Here is a 20,712-nt window from a genome sequence, read left to right on the forward strand (position 1 = left end):
TCCCGATTTTCGAGTGAATCTTAGACTAGATGAAAATTTCACGGTTGGGGTTTGTTTAAAAAAACATAAGGGTAGAAAGAGTGTTATAAATACCGTTTGCATTAATAAATGAGCGAAAGCTCAAATTGAATTTGTAAAAAAACAATAAACTTTTCAACTATGGACAATAACAAAAACCCGAAATCATCAGAGGATGAAAGCAAATGCCCACACCATCCAAATCAGGACGAAGGTGTAACCATTGCTGAAGGCAACGATAATTCGTCTTCCAATGGAGGTTCTGCTGGTAAATGCCCTGTGATGCATGGCGGAAATACTTCCACTAAAGCATCAGTAATGAGTTGGTGGCCTAATGCACTCAATCTTGATATATTGCATCAACATGATGTTAAAACAAATCCTTTGGGTCAAGATTTTGATTATCATGAAGAACTAAAAAAACTAGATGTTGAGGCATTAAAAAAAGACATGCATGCCTTAATGACAGATAGTCAGGATTGGTGGCCAGCAGATTGGGGGCACTATGGAGGATTATTTATACGCATGTCTTGGCACTCCGCAGGATCCTATCGTATTTCTGATGGTCGTGGTGGTGGTGGAACCGGAAATCAACGTTTTGCACCATTGAATTCCTGGCCAGACAATGTGAGTCTAGACAAAGCAAGAAGATTGCTATGGCCGATCAAAAAGAAATATGGCAATAAAGTTAGTTGGGCTGATTTAATAATTTTAGCGGGTACCATTGCTTATGAGAGCATGGGATTAAAAACCTATGGTTTTTCTTTTGGAAGGGAAGACATTTGGCATCCTGAAATAGATACTTACTGGGGAGCTGAAAAAGAATGGTTGGCACCGAGCGACGAACGGTACGATAATGTAGAGGATCCAACAACCATGGAAAATCCTTTAGCCGCTGTACAAATGGGGCTAATCTATGTGAATCCAGAAGGGGTTAATGGCAAACAAGATCCCTTAAAAACAGGTGCTCAAATTCGTGAAACGTTCGCAAGAATGGCAATGAATGACGAAGAAACGGCTGCTTTAACTGCAGGTGGGCATACGGTAGGGAAAACGCATGGTAACGGTGATGCGAGTATTTTAGGGCCTGCTCCTGAAGCTGCAGATGTAGAAGAACAAGGCATGGGTTGGCACAATCCTACAAAATCAGGTAAGGGTCGCTATGCGGTAACAAGTGGGCTTGAAGGCGCTTGGACTACACATCCTACCAAATGGGACAATGGTTTTTTCGAGATGTTATTCAATCATGAATGGGAGCCTCGTCAAAGTCCTGCTGGTGCATGGCAGTGGGAACCGGTGAGTATAAAAGAGGAAGATAAACCGGTGGATGTAGAAGACCCTAGTATCCGTCTTAATCCAATGATGACGGATGCAGATATGGCCATGAAGGTAGATCCCATTTATAAGGAGATTTGTTTAAAATTTATGAATGATCCAGCCTATTTTTCAGAAACCTTTGCACGTGCTTGGTTTAAATTGACACATAGAGATATGGGGCCAAAAGTAAGGTACTTTGGTCCGGATGTGCCGGAGGAAGATTTGATATGGCAAGATCCTATTCCCGCTGGAGCTACAGCTTATGATGTAAATGCTGTTAAAAATAAAATTGCTGCTTCTGGTTTATCTATTTCAGATAGGGTAGCTACCGCCTGGGACAGTGCACGTACTTTCCGTGGTTCGGACATGCGTGGCGGAGCCAATGGTGCCCGTATACGTTTAGCCCCTCAAAAAGATTGGGAAGCCAATGAGCCACAACGTTTGGCACATGTATTATCTGTTCTTGAGCCAATTGCCGCTGAATTTGGAATTAGTATAGCAGATACGATTGTATTGGCAGGTAATCTGGGTGTAGAACAAGCTGCAAAAGCAGCCGGCCATGACATTACTGTTCCATTTTCGCCCGGTCGTGGAGATGCTACTGATGAAATGACGGATGCAGAATCTTTTGCTCCTCTGGAACCATTGGCTGATGGGTATAGAAACTACAGCAAAAAAGACTATGTTGTCAGTTCAGAAGAATTGATGCTAGATCGAACACAGCTAATGGGATTAACTGCACCAGAAATGACAGTACTTGTTGGTGGTATGAGAATGTTGGGCACAAACTATGGCAATACCAAACATGGTGTCTTTACCGACAATGAAGGTGCCTTGACCAACGATTTCTTTGCCAATTTAACCGATATGGGGAACGTCTGGAAACCGAAAGAGAAAGGACTTTATGATATTTGTGACCGAAACACGGGTGAAGTGAAATGGACAGCCACACGCATGGATCTGGTGTTTGGTTCCAATTCTATTTTGCGTTCGTATTCTGAAGTGTACGCCCAAGACGACAGCAAAGAAAAGTTTGTAAATGACTTTGTAAAAGCCTGGACGAAGGTAATGGATGCTGATCGATTTGATTTGAAGTAAACAAATCCCTTCAGATTATAGTAAAAAGCGGCTTTGATATGCTATCGAAGTCGCTTTTTTATTTTTGTACGTAACCATGCAAAGGATTTCTTCATCGAAATTAGCTACTCATCTGAGTTAGTCTAATAGGTCTAACGTTAATATAATTTTAAATCTTTAAAGGGTTTGATGGAATTCTAAAACTTCAAAAAAGTAACTTAAGGTAGCTAACTCCGGTCGAGATTTTGTCAGCATTGTTGCAGAAAAAAAGCAACAATACCGCCAAAATCGTGTTGTGCTCAAGGTTTTTACCAGGGGCTGATGCCCCTGGCTACAAATATTTCACCCCTTCCGGGGTTTTTTGGATTCGTTGAATTTTAAAAGTTAGCGTCAATATAATAAGTAATGTTTAGCTATAACAGGGTTATTTGGAATGCTAAAATTTAAAAAAATTAATGTAGGATGTCTAAACTAAGTAGCGATTTTGTCAGCATTGTTGCAGAAAAAAAGCAACAATACCGCCAAAATCGTGTTGTGCTCAAGGTTTTTACCAGGGGCTGATGCCCCTGGCTACAAATATTTCACCCCTTTCGGGGTTTTTTGGATTCGTTGAATTTTAAAAGTTAGCGTCAATATAATAAGTAATTTTTAGCTATAACAGGGTTATTTGGAATGCTAAAATTTAAAAAAATTAATGTAGGATGTCTAAACTAAGTAGCGATTTTGTCAGCATTGTTGCAGAAAAAAAGGCAACAATACCGCCAAAATCTGTGATTTGTTATTATTTCCCCAAGGATTAGTACCCATGATTATTGATTGTATCGCTGTATTTTGAAAGCATTAGATGGAATTCATGCCCTATATTTTTAAAAGATTTGATCATGCTATTTATCTCTCGTCACAGACGGAACCAATTCGAAAAGAATGTACTGCTGTAGGCCTAAGTTTAGATATATGCGGAGAAAAGTATTTTAAAAATCAAACACAAGAAATCCAAGTTCATCCGAAAAATTTTTACATACCCAAAGCTTTCCGTCCTTAGCAAAGTATTTATATTGCTCGGCAAACAACTCCTTAAGTTCCACCTCTGAAATGAGGTTAAACTCTGCATCGAACACCGTTAAAAATACATGAGTCTTTCTGATCGGTAAGATTTCGTCCTCTGGTCCGTCCTCAAAGATCCGTTTTGCAGACAATCGGAAGTAGCGCCGCTTTACTTTGTCCCATACCGGAGCTTCAAAACGGACTTGTTCCAATAGCTTCCGGCTTTCGCGTCGAACTTTTTCCCGAGTGCTAATTAAAACTTCTGGTGCTTTTGCCCGGCTAGGCGTTAATTTCGGTTCATACTGAATAATTTTCACAAGCTCACCCTCTGGATGGAATAGGAAAATTTCATTGGAATATTGGTGGCTTACGTAGGTGTAGTTTTCGTCAGTCCGCAGATATACCCATGGGGGTCGGAAATTATTGGGAAACTTTAGGAAATAATTAGAAAACGAATTCTCAGTATCTACATAGATATTTTTTACTAATTTCTCATCAACTGAGAGGATACCCAAAAAAGCTGTCGATTTAAAGAAATCAAGATTAGTACCCATCACCCGCCAATTTTTGGTGTCTACTACTACTTCCGATCTCGGCGGTGTATCACCAAATGGATCTCCTACGGAATCCTTTGCAGTAAGCCAATTGATCTTTTTAACTACACGCCCGTTTCTATCAATAACCGTAGAGAAGGGCCCTGATTTCGTAAAAAATAGATTATCATCTAATACCTGCAGCCAAAAGATAGCATTCCCTACCCCATTGGGTCCTTCAGCAACTAAGGGATAGGTTTTGACAAACTCCTTCCGATCGAGGTTGATTTCGTCTATGGAAAGATCATGGTAATTAAACAGGAAAAAGGATTTTTCATCATCATCCAAGTCGGAAACATTCATATATCCTGAAACACCCAATATTTGCTCTTTTGAGTCAATTAGGACTGTATCTACGGTATACTCCATGATCTGATTTTCCTGGTCTATATTGCCCTTTTCACAAGACATGGATATACAGGCAATCAAAAAATAGAATATACAACCCCAGCTCATACGACCACATGATGGTAGCAACTGTGTCAAATTTTCCATCTCTGTATGTAGATTTTAGCTTTCCTTATTCATTGAACAAAACCGTTTCAATTTTCTGTAAAATCATTTACTATCTCCTATTAAAACTATTGATTTTCTTAGTTTTAGAATAAGGGTATAATAACATGGCGAAGTTGAGCTTTTTGTTTTCCTCTACGCATAATCCAGTTTAATTAACTAAGTATTTATTAGTTTTCAAAATATTCCCCCCTTTTTTTTTGATATTCCCACTTCAATTCGTGATTTAAACAGATTAATAATTCCCTATAAATCTAGCAGGTGCATTGGTGATCGGTTGTCTCTGGAGTTGAGAAGTTTTAAAGAAAGCAATGAGGAATAGGGTTTAAATGAGCGCTTGGACTGGAGATTGAAGCGTGGGTACTTAGCTTGATCCATTGGTCCAGAAGAATTAGGGCTTAAAGCTTTTAGAAAAGAATTACGTGAGATTAGCTAAGCTCGATCGAGATTTTGTCAGCATTGTTGCAGAAAAAAAGCAACAATACCGCCAAAATCGTGTTGTGCTCATGGTTTTTACCAGGGGCTGATGCCCCTGGCTACAAATATTTCACCCCTTTCGGGGTTTTTTGGATTCGTTGAATTTCACAGTCTTTAACACCCAAATGTATGTTTAGCTATAAAGAGTTAGAGGTGGTTATACTAAAGGATTTCTTAAGGTAGGTTTTTCCGAGAAGTGATCTATCCCTAAATAGATACTTCCTATTTGAGTTTTAAGCAGCCAACTTTTCTTTTGTTACTTTATCTAAAACGATGGCAATCGCCCCGTCGCCTGTAACATTACAAGCAGTGCCAAAACTATCCATAGCGATGTACAAAGCAATCATTAAGCCTATCATTTCTTCGTTAAAGCCTAACATGGATTGCAGAATACCAACAGCGGCCATAATTGCGCCCCCAGGTACTCCTGGTGCTGCAATCATAGCGATTCCCAAAACGAAAATAAATCCTGAAAAGAGCGCAAAAGTAAATGGCATACCAAATAATATCATCAATGCCATGGCGCAAGCAGTGATTTTCATGATACTACCAGACAGGTGAATGGTCGCGCATAAGGGAATGACAAAACCTGCAATTTTATCGGAAACACCATTTTTGAGGGTTTGTTCCAAGGTTACTGGAATAGTAGCTGCAGAAGATTGTGTACCCAGTGCCGTAAAGTAGGCAGGCATCATTGTGACCAATAATTTTAAAGGGTTTTTCTTCGTAACCAACCCTGCAATGCTGTATTGAAGCAATAATAGTAAAATATGTAAGGCGAAAATAACGCCGATTATGCTTATAAATACGGACAGAATTGAAAAGACTTGTCCGCTAAAAGACATGCTTGCAAATATGCCGAGGATGAATAGTGGCAAAAGCGGGATGATGACATTCTCTATCACTTGCATGATGATTTTCTGAAAGTCATTAACCACCGATTTTAAACTGGAATTCTCCTGGTAGGAGAGTCCTATGCCAATCACAAAAGCCAGCACCAATGATGACATGACATCTAATAATGGCGGAATCGTAATGCTAAAGTAAGGCGTTAATTGCGGGCCCTCCCCGGCAATTGGGGCAACATCATTAATATGGGAAGCCAAAAGCTGTGGAAATATGCTGGAAGTTACAAAATAGGTCATAAACCCTGAAAACAAGGTCGATCCATAAGCAACGGCAGCAGTAAGCAATAATAATTTCCCTGCCCCTTTCCCTAAATCAGCAATGGCAGGCATTATTAAACCCATTATAATTAACGGGATAGCGAAATTTAAAAACTGTCCGAAAAATGCATTGAATGTGGTAAATATCCGGTTTATTGATTCCGGTAGGTATTGCCCGAAAATAAGCCCCAATACTATGGCAAGAAAAACCTTAAACAGTAAGTTTGAAAATATACGCTTCATAATTTATGCTAAATGATAGGGAATTTCTTCCAAAAGTAATTTTTACGTTTGCTAATATACAGCCATTGTCATAAAGGAGCGTTTTATAGCAGGGCTTATTTTGTATGATTTGCTTTAAAATCCGTCAATCGTTGCTGTTTCCCACTCTGTCTATCAGTTAGACAGGTTTACCATGGCGGAACGATGAAATCGTCCCCACATGGCCTCCGTTTCTCGTAATCACACCACTTAGCCTGAATAAAGACCAGGGCAGGCTGAAAAAAGTTAGGAAACCTATTGCATAGCCCAGGTTAATCAATGAGAATTAGTATAAAATCATTTTAGGTGACAAAAAATAGTTGGCTAAATACCTTAACTTTATAGTATTGTCAATTAAGAAAGCGACATTGTATACCAATTGGAACAACTTCATTTGGGTAAATGGACAAGTCGATTGAGTTCCTTTTTTAATTATCCCGAAAGTTGACCCTCATCACAGTATGTTTTCTGATGCTAATATTAAGGTTGCACCCAATTTTAACCTTTTGTTTTATTTAAAAGAAGATCTAAAAGGAGAGGTTTTTTGTTAAAGTAACAGATGACCAAGCTTTATTTTAGCCCAAAAGCACCTTGTAATTGGTGTTTAAATTTAAGTGTTTGATAAATAAGTGTTTGACTAGTATTTCATGATTTAAATAAATGAAAAACCACTTAATATTTCCAAAAACATAATATAAAATTTATACTTCAAAAGATGAATTATAACCCTTTAACAGCTCTTGCCATTTTTTTTGGAATTTGTTTGGTGCTTTTTTTTGTTTTCAGACCAAAAAGTGGAATTTATTTTGTTCTGAAAAGCGGCAATAAACAAAAGGATAAAGTAATCATTGAGGATATATTAAAGTTCTTGTATCACAATCAAATATCCAATAACTCAATAACCACTAGTGACCTGACAAATTCATTAAACTTTTCCAATTCATTGATTATTGAAAGTCTCAAAAAAATGATGGACAATGAATTAATTGTTTTAGAAAAAGACAGCTATAAACTAACTGCAAATGGAAATGAATATGCATTTCAAATCATTAGAGCACACAGGTTGTGGGAAAAATATTTATCTGAAAAAACTGGTTTTCATAAGGAAGAATGGCACGCAAGAGCAGAAGAAAAAGAACATGAATTAAGTGAATCTGAGATTGATAAATTATCTGAACTTTTAGGTAATCCAAGGTTTGATCCACACGGAGACCCCATACCAACAAGTAAAGGTAAAATGAAAAGCAAAAGGGGGGTGCCTTTGTCATCGCTTAAAGAAAATGATATCGGTCAAATTATTCATATTGAAGATGAACCAGATATTATTTATAAGCAGATATTGGCAGAGAACATACACCTATACTCAACTATTAGAATTATAGAAAATAACCATACCCGCGTAGTTTTTCATTCAGAAGGAGAACAATTTGTTTTGGCACCAATAGTAGCAGGAAACATTACCATATCAGTATCAGAGAAAAATGAAATACAAGAAGAAAATATTGCCCGTTTATCCAGTTTGAAATTAGATGAAAAGGCAATAATTGTTGGATTATCGAAAGAATGTAGGGGAGAAAGTAGAAGGCGATTGTTAGATTTAGGTTTCGTAAAAGGTGCAACTGTAGCCATTGATTTATTAAACCCTTTGGGTGACCCAAAAGCATACTTTATAAAAGGGACAGCCATTGCTTTGAGGAAAGACCAAGCGTCAAAAATTTTAATAAACAGAAATGAGTAATGGAAAATAAGACGAATAGTGCTTGCGAAACTTGTGGCCTTTTTAATGCTGAGGGACTAAAAAAATTAGGTGTAAAAACCGACGATTTTGATTTTGTTGTGGCACTTGCAGGCAATCCAAATACAGGTAAAAGTACGGTTTTTAATGCCCTTACTGGTTTAAGACAACATACGGGGAATTGGCCTGGGAAAACCGTATTAAGAGCTGAAGGCGCTTTTGAATACAATAAGCAAAAATATAAATTGGTAGATTTACCAGGGACCTATTCTTTATTGTCTACTTCGGAAGATGAAGAAGTTGCTAGAAATTTTATCCTTTTCGGCAAGCCCACAGTTACGGTAATTGTAGCAGATGCCAGCCGCTTAGAACGAAATTTAAACCTCGTTTTGCAAATTTTAGAAATTACCAATAATGCCGTTTTATGCCTGAACTTGATAGATGAGGCAGAAAGAAATAACATTAAAATAGATACCAGGATTTTATCAAAAGACCTTGGGATTCCTGTTGTTCCAACTAGTGCACGGTTTCAAAGAGGTATTCCGGAACTCATTCAAACCATAAGTGAATTGGCCAATGGGAAGATTCAATGCAAACCCCGCAGGATAAAAAACATCCCTAAAAATATTGAGCATTCAGTTCAGAAATTGAGTGAAACAATTCAAAAAGAATACCCCAATATTTCAAATAGCAGGTGGATTGCTTTTAGATTATTGGAAGGAGATACTCAGATAATAGAAGCGTTAAAAACAGGCAATATAGCAACCGATGAGTACTAAAAATATAGATGACATAATCGCATTATCAGAAGAGTTGCGATGGGAAATCGGAGATGATTTTCATGATAATTTAGCCGAAAGTATTTATTCAGATGCTTCTAAAATTGTAGAGGATGCAGTTACCAGAGACAACGAAAAATCCAAATTTAGACTAGATGCTAAAATAGATAAAATTGTTACCAGTAGAATTTGGGGCTTTCCTATCATGCTTTTTATTCTAGGAGCTGTTTTGTGGCTGACTATCATTGGTGCCAATTACCCTTCTTCCATGCTAGCTGCATTGCTTTTGGACAATATTCACCCAATGCTGAAAAATCTTGGAACTAATATTGGCTTTCCCTGGTGGTTAAACGGCTTTTTATTTGATGGCGTATATTTGGCAGTAGCTTGGGTCGTAGCAGTGATGCTGCCACCAATGGCCATCTTTTTCCCTTTGTTTACCCTATTGGAAGATTTCGGGTATTTGCCAAGGGTTGCATTCAATATGGACAAGCTTTTTAAGAAATCTGGTGCACATGGCAAGCAAGCACTCACTATGAGTATGGGCTTTGGTTGTAATGCTGCAGGAGTGGTTGCAACGCGTATTATTGATAGTCCCCGGGAGCGTTTAATTGCCATTATTACCAATAACTTTTCTTTGTGTAATGGGCGTTGGCCAACTCAAATATTATTGGCCACCATATTTATAGGTGCTGTTGTTCCTGCCTCTTATTCAAGTTTGGCGTCATTAACGGCCGTAATAAGTATAGCTGTTTTGGGGATTGCCTTTATGTTTTTCTTTTCCTGGGCCTTGTCCAAAACCGTATTGAAAGGAGAAGTGTCAACTTTTAATTTGGAGTTGCCTCCTTATAGACCACCTGTTTTTTGGAAAACCATTTATACCTCATTAATCGATCGAACTTTAATTGTGCTATGGCGAGCGATTGTTTTCGCAGCCCCTGCGGGAGCAGTCATTTGGTTGATTTCTAATATTTTTATAGGTGATGAAAGTATTGCCTCCTGGTTAATTGATTCATTTGATGGGTTCGGATTTCTTTTAGGCTTAAACGGAGTGATTCTGTTGGCCTATATTGTGGCCATTCCTGCCAACGAAATTGTGATACCAACCATATTGATGCTTACGGTAATGGTTACAGGAATTGCAGCAGGCGTTGGGAATGGTGTAATGTTTGAGCTTGACTCTGTAACAGCTACCGCAGATATTTTGAAGGCAGGTGGTTGGACTTTACTTACAGCTGTGAATGTAATGTTATTTAGTTTGTTGCATAACCCTTGTAGCACTACCATATACACCATTTACAAAGAAACAAATTCTGTAAAATGGACCGTAGTAGCTTCAGTACTTCCGGTTATTGCTGGTTTTATTGTCACTTTCTTAGTGGCTCAAATTTGGAGGATTTTCGTTTAATTTTTTTTTTATAAAAGATTTATAGCTGGATTAAGGTTTCTTTGATTTGTATGGAATAGCAAAACGCCCTAGAAACAGTTAGCGGTTGGCTGGACCAAGCGGTAGCTTCTTTTACTGTTCCAAAGTGAATGTTAACCTGTCCTTAATTTCTCATAAAGGATTTTGCCTTTTAAATTAACCATTTTATGTTGAAGATGGGAGCAAAATTTAATCAAGTGTTATTTTGATATAATATTGTGTAAATAGGTGGGAATCAATATTTTGTATTAAAATATAAGTTTTAAAGAAATATTTGTTATTTATAAATAATTTTTGTACATTTTCTATCATCAATAATAAAAAGGAGTATTGTCCATTTAATTTTTTTTTTATTAAAAAAATTCTACAATTATGACAATGAAGCTAGATACCATCCTACTAATTGATGATGACAGAGCCACTAATTTCATCAATAAATTTGCCATTAAAAAATCAGCTTGTACAGATAACATTGTAGTTGTTGAAAATGGTTTAGAAGCATTGGAATATCTTCAACCAAAAGGAAGTGAATCTTCACCACAGCCCAATATTATTTTCCTGGATATTAACATGCCTATAATGAACGGTTGGGAGTTTTTAGAGGAATATGAAAAATTAAACCATAACTATCGCGGAGATATTGTTTTAATCATGTTGACTACCTCCTTGAACCCGGACGATGTAACTAAGGCCAAACGTTTCTCTACAATAAGTGGGTATCGTAATAAGCCTTTAACCGTGAAAATGATTGAAGAAATTGTAGATGAATACTTTAAATAGAATAGATAAATTTTTTTTATTCTAAACCTTGAAAAAAGTATTTTTTAATGCTTAGTTTAATTGTAAAAGAGTCAATAAGTATATGTCATTTAATTAAATGAAATTATAGATTTTTTATTGCGTAAATGACTAGTTTAGAAAAGAATTTTTTTTTATTAATTTCACCAATAGTTAGAAAAACCGAGTTTTATTTTTAACCATATATGACGAAAGAATTACAAGTCAGGAAGTCTAGAAATATTAAAAAAATTAGCTTAATAACTTTGGCGATTAGTACAATTGTCATTAGTTTATGGATTTTTAATTTGGATGCGGTTCTAAGCCTTATTCCACGTGTTCCGCCTATGAGTTTTGTTACTGCCCTTTCATTCTTTTTATTAAGTTTGGGTGTACTAACTTCTCAAAAAAAATCCGATCTTTTTTTGTTGTTAAACAGGGTTACGATCGCATTTGTTTTGATTATTTCATTGATAACTATTGGTCAATACTATTTCCAGTTTAACTTTATTGCCAAAATTTCAATTTTAAACGAAAATTATTTTTTTAAATTTCCTGGAAAAATGAGCATTGCAACTGCAATATCCTTTTTTTCAATGGGCATTTCAGTTTGGGGAGTGAATTCTAAGTCAATAATAGTTGAGACAATTACTCAATTCATAATGTTTGCTGTGCTTTTACTTAATCTCGCTTCAGCAATTATTTTTGTTTTGAATATTCCGGGAAACATCTCCAGTTTTTTGATAGCATCACCAATTCATACGTCCCTGATTTTTTTCTGGCTTGCCGGGATAATATCCCATAAAAATGCCACCGAAGATTTCAATGAATTGCTTTATGGCAATTATGCAGGAAGTAAATTGTTAAAAGTGGTCGCGCCTTACAATTTTACCATGATTTTGTTGATGACTTTTATATTACTATACCTGACAAATAACAATATAGTAGAAATGAACAGTGGTATCATTGTCTATGCCGTCATTGCTGTTTTTGTTTCAATTAGTTATGTTTTTGTGGTTGCTATTAAATTTAATAAGAAAGAACATGAAAAAGACATGTACGAAAAAGCATTCCGAGCTTCTACCAAAGAAATTCAGATGTATAAGGAAGCATTGGATAGCAGTTTTCTTGTTGATATTTCTGATGTAAATGGAACAATTATTTCTGTCAATGATAAATTCTGTGAGGTATCGAATTTTGATCGAAATGAACTAGTTGGAAAAACCCATAAAATAATTAATTCTGGTTTTCACACTAACGACTTCTTCTCAGATCTATGGGCAAAAATTAATAGTGGAGAAATTTGGATTGGAGGTATAAAAAACAAAACCAAAGACGGTAAATTTTACTGGGTACATACGGCAATTGTCCCCTTTAAAAATGAACTTGGAGAAATTTATCAGTTTCTAACCATTAGGCAAGATATCACCAAACATACTCAATTGGCCGTTCAATTTGAGAATCTTAAGCAAAAGAACCAAGAGCTTGAACAATTCACCTATATCGCTTCCCATGATTTACAAGAACCGCTGAGAACAGTTAGAAGTATGATCGACATTTTACAAGAAAATTACTCCGACAAATTAGATGAAGAGGCGCAAATGTCACTTGATTTCATGATAGAGGCTACAGATAGAATGAGTGATTTAATTAAAGGGCTTTTGGACTATTCTAGAATTGGTCGCACAAAAAAAATTCAAACTGTTGATAGCAATAAAATTATACAGGAAATAATTGTTGACCTCACGACTGTAATAGAAGGAGAAAAAGCTGACATTACCTCCGATGAGCTACCTGTTTTAAAGGCTTATAAAGTTGAAATTCGGCTTTTGCTCCAGAATTTGATCAGTAATGGTATAAAATTTCAAAAGGAGGGAAGCTGTCCAAAAGTTCACATTTCTGTTCAGGATGAAAATGATTACTGGAAATTCTCTGTGAAAGACAATGGAATTGGTATTGCTGAAAAGAACTTGCGCAATGTCTTCGCTATTTTTAAAAGGCTTAATAAGCGGAGTAATTACCAAGGTACTGGCATTGGTTTGGCGCATTGTGAAAAGATTGTTCATATGCATGGAGGTCAAATATGGGTAGATTCTAAAGAAAATGAAGGCAGCACCTTTCATTTTACGATTCTTAAAAATTTGGTTTAACGCGGCCGATTGATTTTTCAGCTTGAATGCTACTTTAGAATGGATTTCTCTTTACAAAAAACTGTTGTAAAGTTAGCCATACCATTAAAAAAAGACGCTTTTACAATGGAAAGCATTATTCAAATTTAAGAAAATTGATTGTGATGACATCAGAATTTAAGGCCAGGAAGTCAAAGAATATTAAGATTATTGGCTTATTAACATTGATGATCAGTTCAATTATCATTGGTTTATGGTTATTCGGTAAATATTCGACATTGAATTGGGTGCCAGTTGTACCACCAATGGATTTTGCTACTGCTGTTTGTTTCTTCCTATTGAGTTTGGGAGTGTTGGCTTCACAAAGGAAATCAAGTCGTTTTTTAATGCTGTCCAGGGCCACTATCATTGTTGTTATGATCATAGCCCTACTTACTATTTGCCAATATTTTTGGAGGGATATAAGTAGTATTGGCACTTCCATTATAAATGAAAAGGACTTATTAAATTTCCAAGGGAGGATGTCTCTCGGAACGGCATTTTGTTTCTTATTATTAGCCCTTTCTATTTGGGGAATGGAATCAAGTTCAAAAAAAATAAATAAAATTACCCAATATGTTTTATTTGTAATATTACTTTTGAATTTTGTTTCGGTTATTTCCTATGTACTAAATCTTCCAGGGAGAGATTCTGGTTTTTTAATACCCATACCAATTCATTCCTCTATAATTTTATTCTGGTTCTCAGGATTTTTATTTCTGAATAACATAAATAAAACAATCAATACCTTGCTTTTTGGCAACTATGAAGGAAGCAAGGTGGTAAAAAAGGCCGTGCCTACTATGCTTATGGGGACTATTGTATTTGGCCTTTTGTTTTTATATTTGGTAAATGAAAAAATGGTAGCTGTTAATGCTGGGTTTATTGTTTATTCCATTATAGCTATTATCGGATCATTGAGCAATATTTTCACGATTTCAATACAATTGAATACTGTAGAGGATGAAAAAGCTAAGTATGAAAGAGCCTTACATGCCTCGATTGATGAAATAAGACAGTACAAAGATGCCTTGGACAGTAGTTCTCTGGTTGATATCTCAGATGTAAATGGAACCATCCTATCTGTAAATGATAAATTCTGTGAAGTGTCCAATTATGATCGAGAAGAGCTTATTGGAAAGACACATAGGATTTTTAATTCTGGCTACCATTCGCAAGAGTTTTTCGCCGAATTATGGAAAAAAGTTATTGGGGGTGAGATCTGGATTGGTGGAATTAAGAATAAAACCAAGGACGGTAAATTTTATTGGGTAAATACGGCAATTGTTCCCTTTAAAAATGAACAAGGTGAAATTTATCAATTCCTCACTATCCGGCAAGATATTACCAAACATACCTTATTGGCTGTGCAATATGGGGATCTTGAAATGAAGAACAAGGAGCTTGAACAATTCACTTATATAGCTTCACATGATCTACAAGAGCCTTTGAGAACAGTAAGAACCCTAATTGAACTTTTACATGAAGAATACTATAATAAATTAGATGAAGATGCTCAATTGTCCCTAAACTTTATGGTAGAGGCTACAGATAGAATGAGCGAATTGATTAAAGGCCTGTTGGACTTCTCAAGGATAGGTAGAAAAAAAGAGTTAGAAACTGTTGATACCAATGAAATAATTCGCGAAATAATTCAAGACCTTGGGGCTACATTAGAAACAAAAAATACTTCGATTTCTTTTGATAAGCTTCCGGTAATAGATGGCTATAGGATGGAGTTTCGTCTTTTGTTGCAAAATTTAATAGGCAATGCAATAAAATTTCAAAAAGAAGGAGTCAATCCAGAAATTCATATTGCGGAACATGATGATCCTGAATACTACAAATTCTCTGTAAAAGACAATGGAATTGGAATTGCAGAAAAAGACAAACGCAATGTTTTCGCCATTTTTAAAAGGCTAAATAAGCGTAGTAATTATGAAGGAACTGGCATTGGTCTGGCGCATTGTGAAAAAATAGTGAATATGCACGGAGGAGAGATATGGGTAGATTCTAAAGAAAATGAAGGGAGTACCTTCTATTTTACCATACTCAAAAATTTGATTTGAACCAACTATTTCCTTTTCTCCCCTATCTCCCAAAGTAAATCTAATACCCAGTAATGGCACCAATCCCAAAACATCAATTTGACCACAATTTGAAGTCGGGAATAAAGTCTCATCTGCTAGCCAATAGATTATAATTGCGAGGTATTCTTGATATAAAAGGATCCCTGCGGCCATAATGGTTTCATTTCTATTTAGTCACCACCCGCTTCATTGCACAATAGTAGGAATGTTACCCGTTTCAGGGCCTAAGGTTAAATATTTACTAAAGACTGTTTTTTTGCAACGTTACTATCTTTTTCAGCTTGCCACATTGGTAGGATTCGATTAAACTAGAGTATTAAATATTGGGGTCTAATAGGTTTTTGTAGAACCCTGGTATGAGAAAAACTACGGGGGAGCTTAAACTACCCAATTCAATAAATTAAATGGTTAAAAAAGATGGAAATAAGACGAGCTATTTGGCTGCTATTTATGGTTGCAGGTACATTAACCTCCTGTGCAACTGAAGGGTCAAAAGACCTGAACCTTTCTTCTGCAAAGGTTTTAATATCGCCCAATATTAAATCAACCATGCAAGAAACTTCAGCAACTGTTCTTATTGAAGAAATTGAAAAACGCACGGGGATTTCCCTGGAGAAAAACAACAATTGGGATGCCAATATCACCATTGCCCTCGCCCTTTCGAGTGATAAACAATTGTTTGGAAAGGAGCTACCTTTTAAAAGTGCTGAAGATGCTCAGGAGTTAAAAAAAGAAGGATACCGCATTTACCATGCGTCTAATGACGGGAAAAATACGTTATGGATCGTTGGAGCAGATGCGAGAGGGATTCTTTATTGTATTGGAAAGTTGCTAAGAACGGCCAAAATGAGCAAAGGAAATATTTCCATTGATTCTAACATTGATTTTTCTGAAGCGCCAGAATATGCCCTTCGTGGTCATCAGTTTGGCTATCGAAATACTGCCAATTCCTGGGATGCCTGGACGGTAGATCAATTCGATCAACATTTTAGAGAACAGGTACTTTTTGGTGCCAATAGTTTTGAGAATATTCCTTTTCAAGAAGCAAATTCGAGTCCCCATTTTAAGATTGATCCGCAGATCATGGAAGTGGAACTTAGCAGAATTTGCGAAAAATACGATGCTGATTATTGGGTATGGACTCCAGCACCTCATGATCTGACTGTAAAAAATGCCCACCTGCAGGGGCTTGAAGAGCAAGAAGCATTTTATGCCAAATGTCCTCGATTAGATGGGGTGTTTGTTCCTGGTGGTGACCCAGGAGAAAACCATCCGGCCCAATTAATACCCTATCTAAACGATTTGTCTGCAATATTAAAAAAATATCATCCGGATGCAGGTATTTGGGTTTCTTTGCAGGGGTTTAATAAAGAAAAAGTTGATTATTTTTTCGAATACTTAGAACAAAATAATCCTGATTGGCTCAGAGGATTGGTTTATGGGCCTAGTAGTCCTCCCATTGAATTAGAGAGAAAGTTATTGCCTGAAAAATACCTGCACCGGTTTTATCCAGACATTACCCATACGGTAAGGTGTCAATATCCGGTAGATAACTGGGACCAGGCATTTGCTTTGACTTTAGGTAGAGAGCCTTGCAACCCACAACCTCTAATGTATACTGAGCTTTTCAACAGGGATTCAAAATATACTGATGGTTTTATCACCTATTCTGACGGTTCCCACGACGATGTTAATAAGGCGATTTGGAGCCAATTGGGTTGGGATGCTGGTAAAGATCCCCAAGAAATTGTCCTTGAATATTCTCAATTTTACTTTGGCCCGGAAGTAGCAGTAGAAGTAACTCAAGGCATATTCGCCTTGGAAAAGAATTGGGATGGTCCTGTCCTGGAAAATACCTCAATCAAAGAAAGCCTGGCCTTATGGAAAAGGTTGGAAGAAAATAATCCCCAATTGGTAGATAATTGGAGATGGCAGCAATTGCTGATGCGGGCCTATTACGATGCCTATATTCAGGATAGGCTTGCCTTCGAAAAAGGGCTGGAAGTGGAAGCTTATGAAATACTGGCAAACGCCAACTCCATTGGAGCGGACAAAGCCATGGAGGAAGCCTTGCATCATCTTGATAAAGCGGATTCTGAAATGGTCTCACAAGACCTGAAAAAGAAGGTTTTTGTCTATGGTGAAAAGCTATTTCAATCCATTGGTGCGCAGACCAGCGTGGATAAATATCAGGCAAGGAGTGCTGAGAGAGGTGCCGTCTTGGATTTTATTGACTACCCCTTAAACAACAGGTGGTGGTTGGAAGATGAGTTCAATAAAATTAAGGCATTTGATTCTGAAGCAGAAAAATTAGCCCGATTGGGATTCATAAGCACCTATGAATTTCCTGGGGAAGGTAGCTTTTATGACAATGTGTCCAGTGCTGATGCCAAACATGTTACTTCCAAAACAGATGATGCCATTGACTTTTTATGGGAGAATGAGGGGCGCAGCAGAAAAAGATTGTCTACCCAACTGTTCCAGTTTACTCCAACCCTAGCATACAATGGTTTGGACCCAAATGCCAATTATATGATCAGGGTTTCCGGTTTTGGTGAAGCACTTTTAAGGGCCAACGGTCAATTGCTGGAACCTACAAAATATGATAAAGGCTTTGAGGAGTTTAAAGAATTTCCCCTTTCCAAAGAATTGATCAAGGAGGGTAAATTAAAAATAAGTTTTGATAAACCGGATGAAGAGCATCTGAATTGGAGAAAGCAATCACGTGTTACCGATGTATGGCTGATCAAACAATAAATTTGCAATCGAATAGCAAATCACCAGTTGGGAAAGAACTTTACTCATTAAAGGGGATTGTTACGGTGCTCAATACCCCCTTTACCAAAGAGGATTCCATTGACTTTGATGCTTTAAAAGTAAATGTACTTGAGGCCTTAAAGGCAGGTGTTGCAGGTATATTGGTGCCTGCCATGGCCGCGGAAGTGTATAAATTATCCCATATAGAACGACAGAAGATCTTGGCTATGGTTTTGGAAACTGTAGAGGGCAAAATACCTGTTATCGGTGGTGCTGGGGAACAGGACTTATCTAAAAGCAAAGCACTTTTAAAATCCTATCTTAACCTAGGTTGTAAAAATATCCTGTTTCAAATTCCATTTGTTAATGAAAATCAGTTTAGAAATCATTTTATGGAATTGGCTGAGCTTGATCCAGAAATGATCATGCTTCAAGATTGGAATGCTACAGGATATGGCTTGTCGGATGAGCTAATTTGTGAGCTATTCGAAAAGGTGGACGCCTTCCGGTGTTTGAAAATTGAAACTGTTCCGGCAGGTCCCAAATATTCACGGATTTTGGAATTGACAAAAGGGAAATTGAATGTCAGTGGGGGTTGGGCTGTATCTCAAATGATGGAAGGACTGCACCGTGGGGTTCATGCATTTATGCCAACAGGCATGCATTATATTTACACCACCATCTACCGTCTTTTTGAGGAAGGAAAATCTGAGAATGCTGAAGCCCTTTTTGAGAAGATCATTCCTGTCCTGGCCTTCTCCAATCAACACCTGGACATCTCCATACATTTTTTTAAACGCCTGCTTTACCGGCAGGGTATTTACACCACAGCAAATGTGCGAAATCCCATTCTTCCCTTTGATGTCCTACATCAAAAATTGGCAGACAAACATATTGATCGTATTTTGCGCATTGAAAACGAATTGAAAATCCAAAGGTCAAATAAACCCTGATTTTCTTGGTGTTTCATTTCTTCTCCTGAATAAAGATCAGGGTGGGCTGAGAATGGTCAGAAAATTTTATTGCATGATCTGGGTTAAAGAATCACTTGTTTTTTTTAGATGAAGAAGATAATAATTATTGGCGGAGGTCCTGCCGCACTTATACTCGCAGCAGAGCTAGACACAAAAAAATATAAAGTGACCCTTTTTGATAAGAAAAAGACAGTGGGTAGAAAATTTCTGGTGGCTGGTGAAGGAGGCTTGAACCTGACTTACAATGCTACCTTAGAAGCCCTCACAAATCAATATTTTCCAAGAGAATTTATGGCTCCTGTCCTTCGGCAGTTCAGCAATCAGGACCTGATAAGTTGGCTTAACAAGCATAAAATCCCAACGTTCATTGGTTCCAGTAATCGGGTTTTTCCTGAAATGGGAATAAAACCTATTGAGGTCCTTAATAAAATTACTGCTATTATATCAGCCAAGGAAATAGCATTTCAGCTAGACACCAAGTGGGAGGGTTGGAATAAGGATGGACAATTGTGTTTTGAAGATACTGAAGACATTGAGGCTGATATTGTTGTATTTGCTTTAGGAGGAGCAAGCTGGAAAGTTACTGGCTCTGATGGGAACTGGAAAAATCACTTTGAAAAGCGAGATGTTAAGGTACAGGCATTACACGCAGCCAATTGTGCTTTCGAAGTTGACTGGAATGAGAATTTTATTGCTACTCACGTAGGAAAGCCTTTGAAAAACATCGCTTTGACTTTCCAGGGTCAATTTTCTAAAGGGGAGTTAAATATTTCCAAATTTGGGCTTGAGGGGAATGCCATTTACGCCTTAAGCCGAAGCATTCAAGAAAAACTAATTGAAGGAGAAAATGTTGTTATCCACTTGGACTTGAAGCCTACTATGACGATAGATCAGTTGAAGGCTAAATACAAACGTTCTAGACGGTCTAAAGTGACAGATATTTTAAGTAAAGATTTAAATCTGGATCGCACTTCTATTGGCCTTTTAAAGCAATTCTGCGACAAAAATATTTTCTCAAGTCCTGAGCTGCTTATGCCTACCATCAAATCGATTCCATTAATTATCAAATCCGCTGGAGAATTGGATGAAGCCATTTCTACCATCGGTGGCATTGCCTTGGATGAGCTAGATGAGCATTTTAAGCTTATAAAAATACCCAATTCATATGCAATAGGTGAAATGCTAGATTGGTATGCTCCTACAGGTGGCTATTTATTGCAGGGCTGTTTTAGTATGGGATTTGTTTTAGCGAAATACTTGAATGGCTTGGAGGATGGAGCGGACTAAGAAGCATACCGTTGGGATTAATCATTAATTTGAAAGGTGCTTCCCAATTTCAAGTTCCAGTAATTTTTGAGGATTGCCATGAGAAAATGTAACCATCCATTTAAATTTAATACTTAGGTTCAAAGATATCCATACAGGTAAGAAAATTGTAAACGCTTAGCTACTTGATATTGCTGAAAATCAGGAAATGGTTACCTTGCTTTGCCTATGGACAGCGTTATTATATATCCAAAGTCTTTTATATATTACATAT

At 37.1% G+C, this 20,712-nt stretch carries 12 protein-coding genes; 10 read left to right on the top strand and 2 right to left on the bottom strand.

Features of this window, described 5'->3' with window-relative positions; translation table 11 throughout:
• Positions 1-159: 159 nt before the first annotated feature.
• On the top strand, positions 160-2,433 hold the full coding sequence (gene katG, locus AC0L7T_RS10110; protein WP_473342450.1) for a catalase/peroxidase HPI: 2,274 nt from the start codon (positions 160-162) through the stop codon (positions 2,431-2,433).
• A 950-nt stretch (positions 2,434-3,383) separates the two neighbouring features.
• Here katG and AC0L7T_RS10115 read toward each other — a convergent pair.
• Both AC0L7T_RS10115 and AC0L7T_RS10120 read right to left on the bottom strand, forming a co-directional pair.
• A complete protein-coding gene (locus AC0L7T_RS10115) occupies positions 3,384-4,544 on the bottom strand; it encodes a DUF4221 family protein (RefSeq protein WP_473342451.1) in 1,161 nt (386 codons plus the stop codon).
• Between the two features lie 728 nt (positions 4,545-5,272).
• On the bottom strand, positions 5,273-6,448 hold the full coding sequence (locus tag AC0L7T_RS10120) for a dicarboxylate/amino acid:cation symporter (RefSeq protein ID WP_473342453.1): 1,176 nt from the start codon (positions 6,446-6,448) through the stop codon (positions 5,273-5,275).
• Positions 6,449-7,433: 985 nt separating this feature from the next.
• Between AC0L7T_RS10120 and AC0L7T_RS10125 the strand changes: the two genes are divergently transcribed.
• The 9 genes from AC0L7T_RS10125 (at position 7,434) to AC0L7T_RS10165 (ending at position 20,459) form a co-directional block, all read left to right on the top strand.
• Positions 7,434-8,204 (top strand): metal-dependent transcriptional regulator, encoded by a 771-nt coding sequence (locus AC0L7T_RS10125; protein ID WP_473342454.1) that lies wholly within the window; start codon positions 7,434-7,436, stop codon positions 8,202-8,204.
• Entirely contained in the window at positions 8,204-8,980 is a 777-nt protein-coding gene (locus AC0L7T_RS10130) for a FeoB small GTPase domain-containing protein (RefSeq protein ID WP_473342455.1), read from the top strand. The genes AC0L7T_RS10125 and AC0L7T_RS10130 overlap by 1 nt, the downstream gene beginning before the upstream one ends.
• The gene (locus AC0L7T_RS10135) at positions 8,970-10,388 is read left to right on the top strand and encodes a nucleoside recognition domain-containing protein (RefSeq protein ID WP_473342456.1); all 1,419 of its coding nucleotides are present in this window, start codon (positions 8,970-8,972) and stop codon (positions 10,386-10,388) included. Before AC0L7T_RS10130 ends, AC0L7T_RS10135 begins: the two co-directional genes overlap by 11 nt.
• A 390-nt stretch (positions 10,389-10,778) precedes the next feature.
• The gene (locus AC0L7T_RS10140; protein WP_473342459.1) at positions 10,779-11,186 is read left to right on the top strand and encodes a response regulator; all 408 of its coding nucleotides are present in this window, start codon (positions 10,779-10,781) and stop codon (positions 11,184-11,186) included.
• Between the two features lie 560 nt (positions 11,187-11,746).
• Positions 11,747-13,333, top strand: coding sequence for a sensor histidine kinase (locus AC0L7T_RS10145; protein WP_473342460.1), 1,587 nt, complete (start codon positions 11,747-11,749; stop codon positions 13,331-13,333).
• A 143-nt stretch (positions 13,334-13,476) separates the two neighbouring features.
• Positions 13,477-15,420, top strand: a complete 1,944-nt coding sequence (locus AC0L7T_RS10150; RefSeq protein WP_473342461.1) for a sensor histidine kinase — start codon at positions 13,477-13,479, stop codon at positions 15,418-15,420.
• Positions 15,421-15,858: 438 nt separating this feature from the next.
• Positions 15,859-18,198: a hypothetical protein gene (locus tag AC0L7T_RS10155; protein ID WP_473342462.1), complete on the top strand. Its 2,340-nt coding sequence runs from the start codon at positions 15,859-15,861 to the stop codon at positions 18,196-18,198.
• Positions 18,180-19,151: a dihydrodipicolinate synthase family protein gene (locus AC0L7T_RS10160; protein ID WP_473342463.1), complete on the top strand. Its 972-nt coding sequence runs from the start codon at positions 18,180-18,182 to the stop codon at positions 19,149-19,151. Before AC0L7T_RS10155 ends, AC0L7T_RS10160 begins: the two co-directional genes overlap by 19 nt.
• Before the next feature lie 108 nt (positions 19,152-19,259).
• Positions 19,260-20,459, top strand: a complete 1,200-nt coding sequence (locus tag AC0L7T_RS10165; RefSeq protein WP_473342464.1) for a BaiN/RdsA family NAD(P)/FAD-dependent oxidoreductase — start codon at positions 19,260-19,262, stop codon at positions 20,457-20,459.
• Positions 20,460-20,712: the final 253 nt, after the last annotated feature.

This window comes from Cyclobacterium sp. 10D3-21 (assembly GCF_055809755.1).

What these genes read in the sequence shown, in the direction of transcription:
- AC0L7T_RS10165 (WP_473342464.1), top strand. Translation starts at nt 19,260, where the DNA reads ATGAAGAAGATAATAATTATTGGCGGAGGTCCTGCCGCACTTATACTC.
- AC0L7T_RS10150 (WP_473342461.1), top strand. Translation starts at nt 13,477, where the DNA reads ATGACATCAGAATTTAAGGCCAGGAAGTCAAAGAATATTAAGATTATT.
- AC0L7T_RS10155 (WP_473342462.1), top strand. Translation starts at nt 15,859, where the DNA reads ATGGAAATAAGACGAGCTATTTGGCTGCTATTTATGGTTGCAGGTACA.
- AC0L7T_RS10140 (WP_473342459.1), top strand. Translation starts at nt 10,779, where the DNA reads ATGACAATGAAGCTAGATACCATCCTACTAATTGATGATGACAGAGCC.
- AC0L7T_RS10145 (WP_473342460.1), top strand. Translation starts at nt 11,747, where the DNA reads ATGAGCATTGCAACTGCAATATCCTTTTTTTCAATGGGCATTTCAGTT.
- katG (WP_473342450.1), top strand. Translation starts at nt 160, where the DNA reads ATGGACAATAACAAAAACCCGAAATCATCAGAGGATGAAAGCAAATGC.
- AC0L7T_RS10130 (WP_473342455.1), top strand. Translation starts at nt 8,204, where the DNA reads ATGGAAAATAAGACGAATAGTGCTTGCGAAACTTGTGGCCTTTTTAAT.
- AC0L7T_RS10160 (WP_473342463.1), top strand. Translation starts at nt 18,180, where the DNA reads ATGGCTGATCAAACAATAAATTTGCAATCGAATAGCAAATCACCAGTT.
- AC0L7T_RS10135 (WP_473342456.1), top strand. Translation starts at nt 8,970, where the DNA reads ATGAGTACTAAAAATATAGATGACATAATCGCATTATCAGAAGAGTTG.
- AC0L7T_RS10125 (WP_473342454.1), top strand. Translation starts at nt 7,434, where the DNA reads ATGATGGACAATGAATTAATTGTTTTAGAAAAAGACAGCTATAAACTA.
- AC0L7T_RS10115 (WP_473342451.1), bottom strand. Translation starts at nt 4,544, where the DNA reads ATGGAAAATTTGACACAGTTGCTACCATCATGTGGTCGTATGAGCTGG.
- AC0L7T_RS10120 (WP_473342453.1), bottom strand. Translation starts at nt 6,448, where the DNA reads ATGAAGCGTATATTTTCAAACTTACTGTTTAAGGTTTTTCTTGCCATA.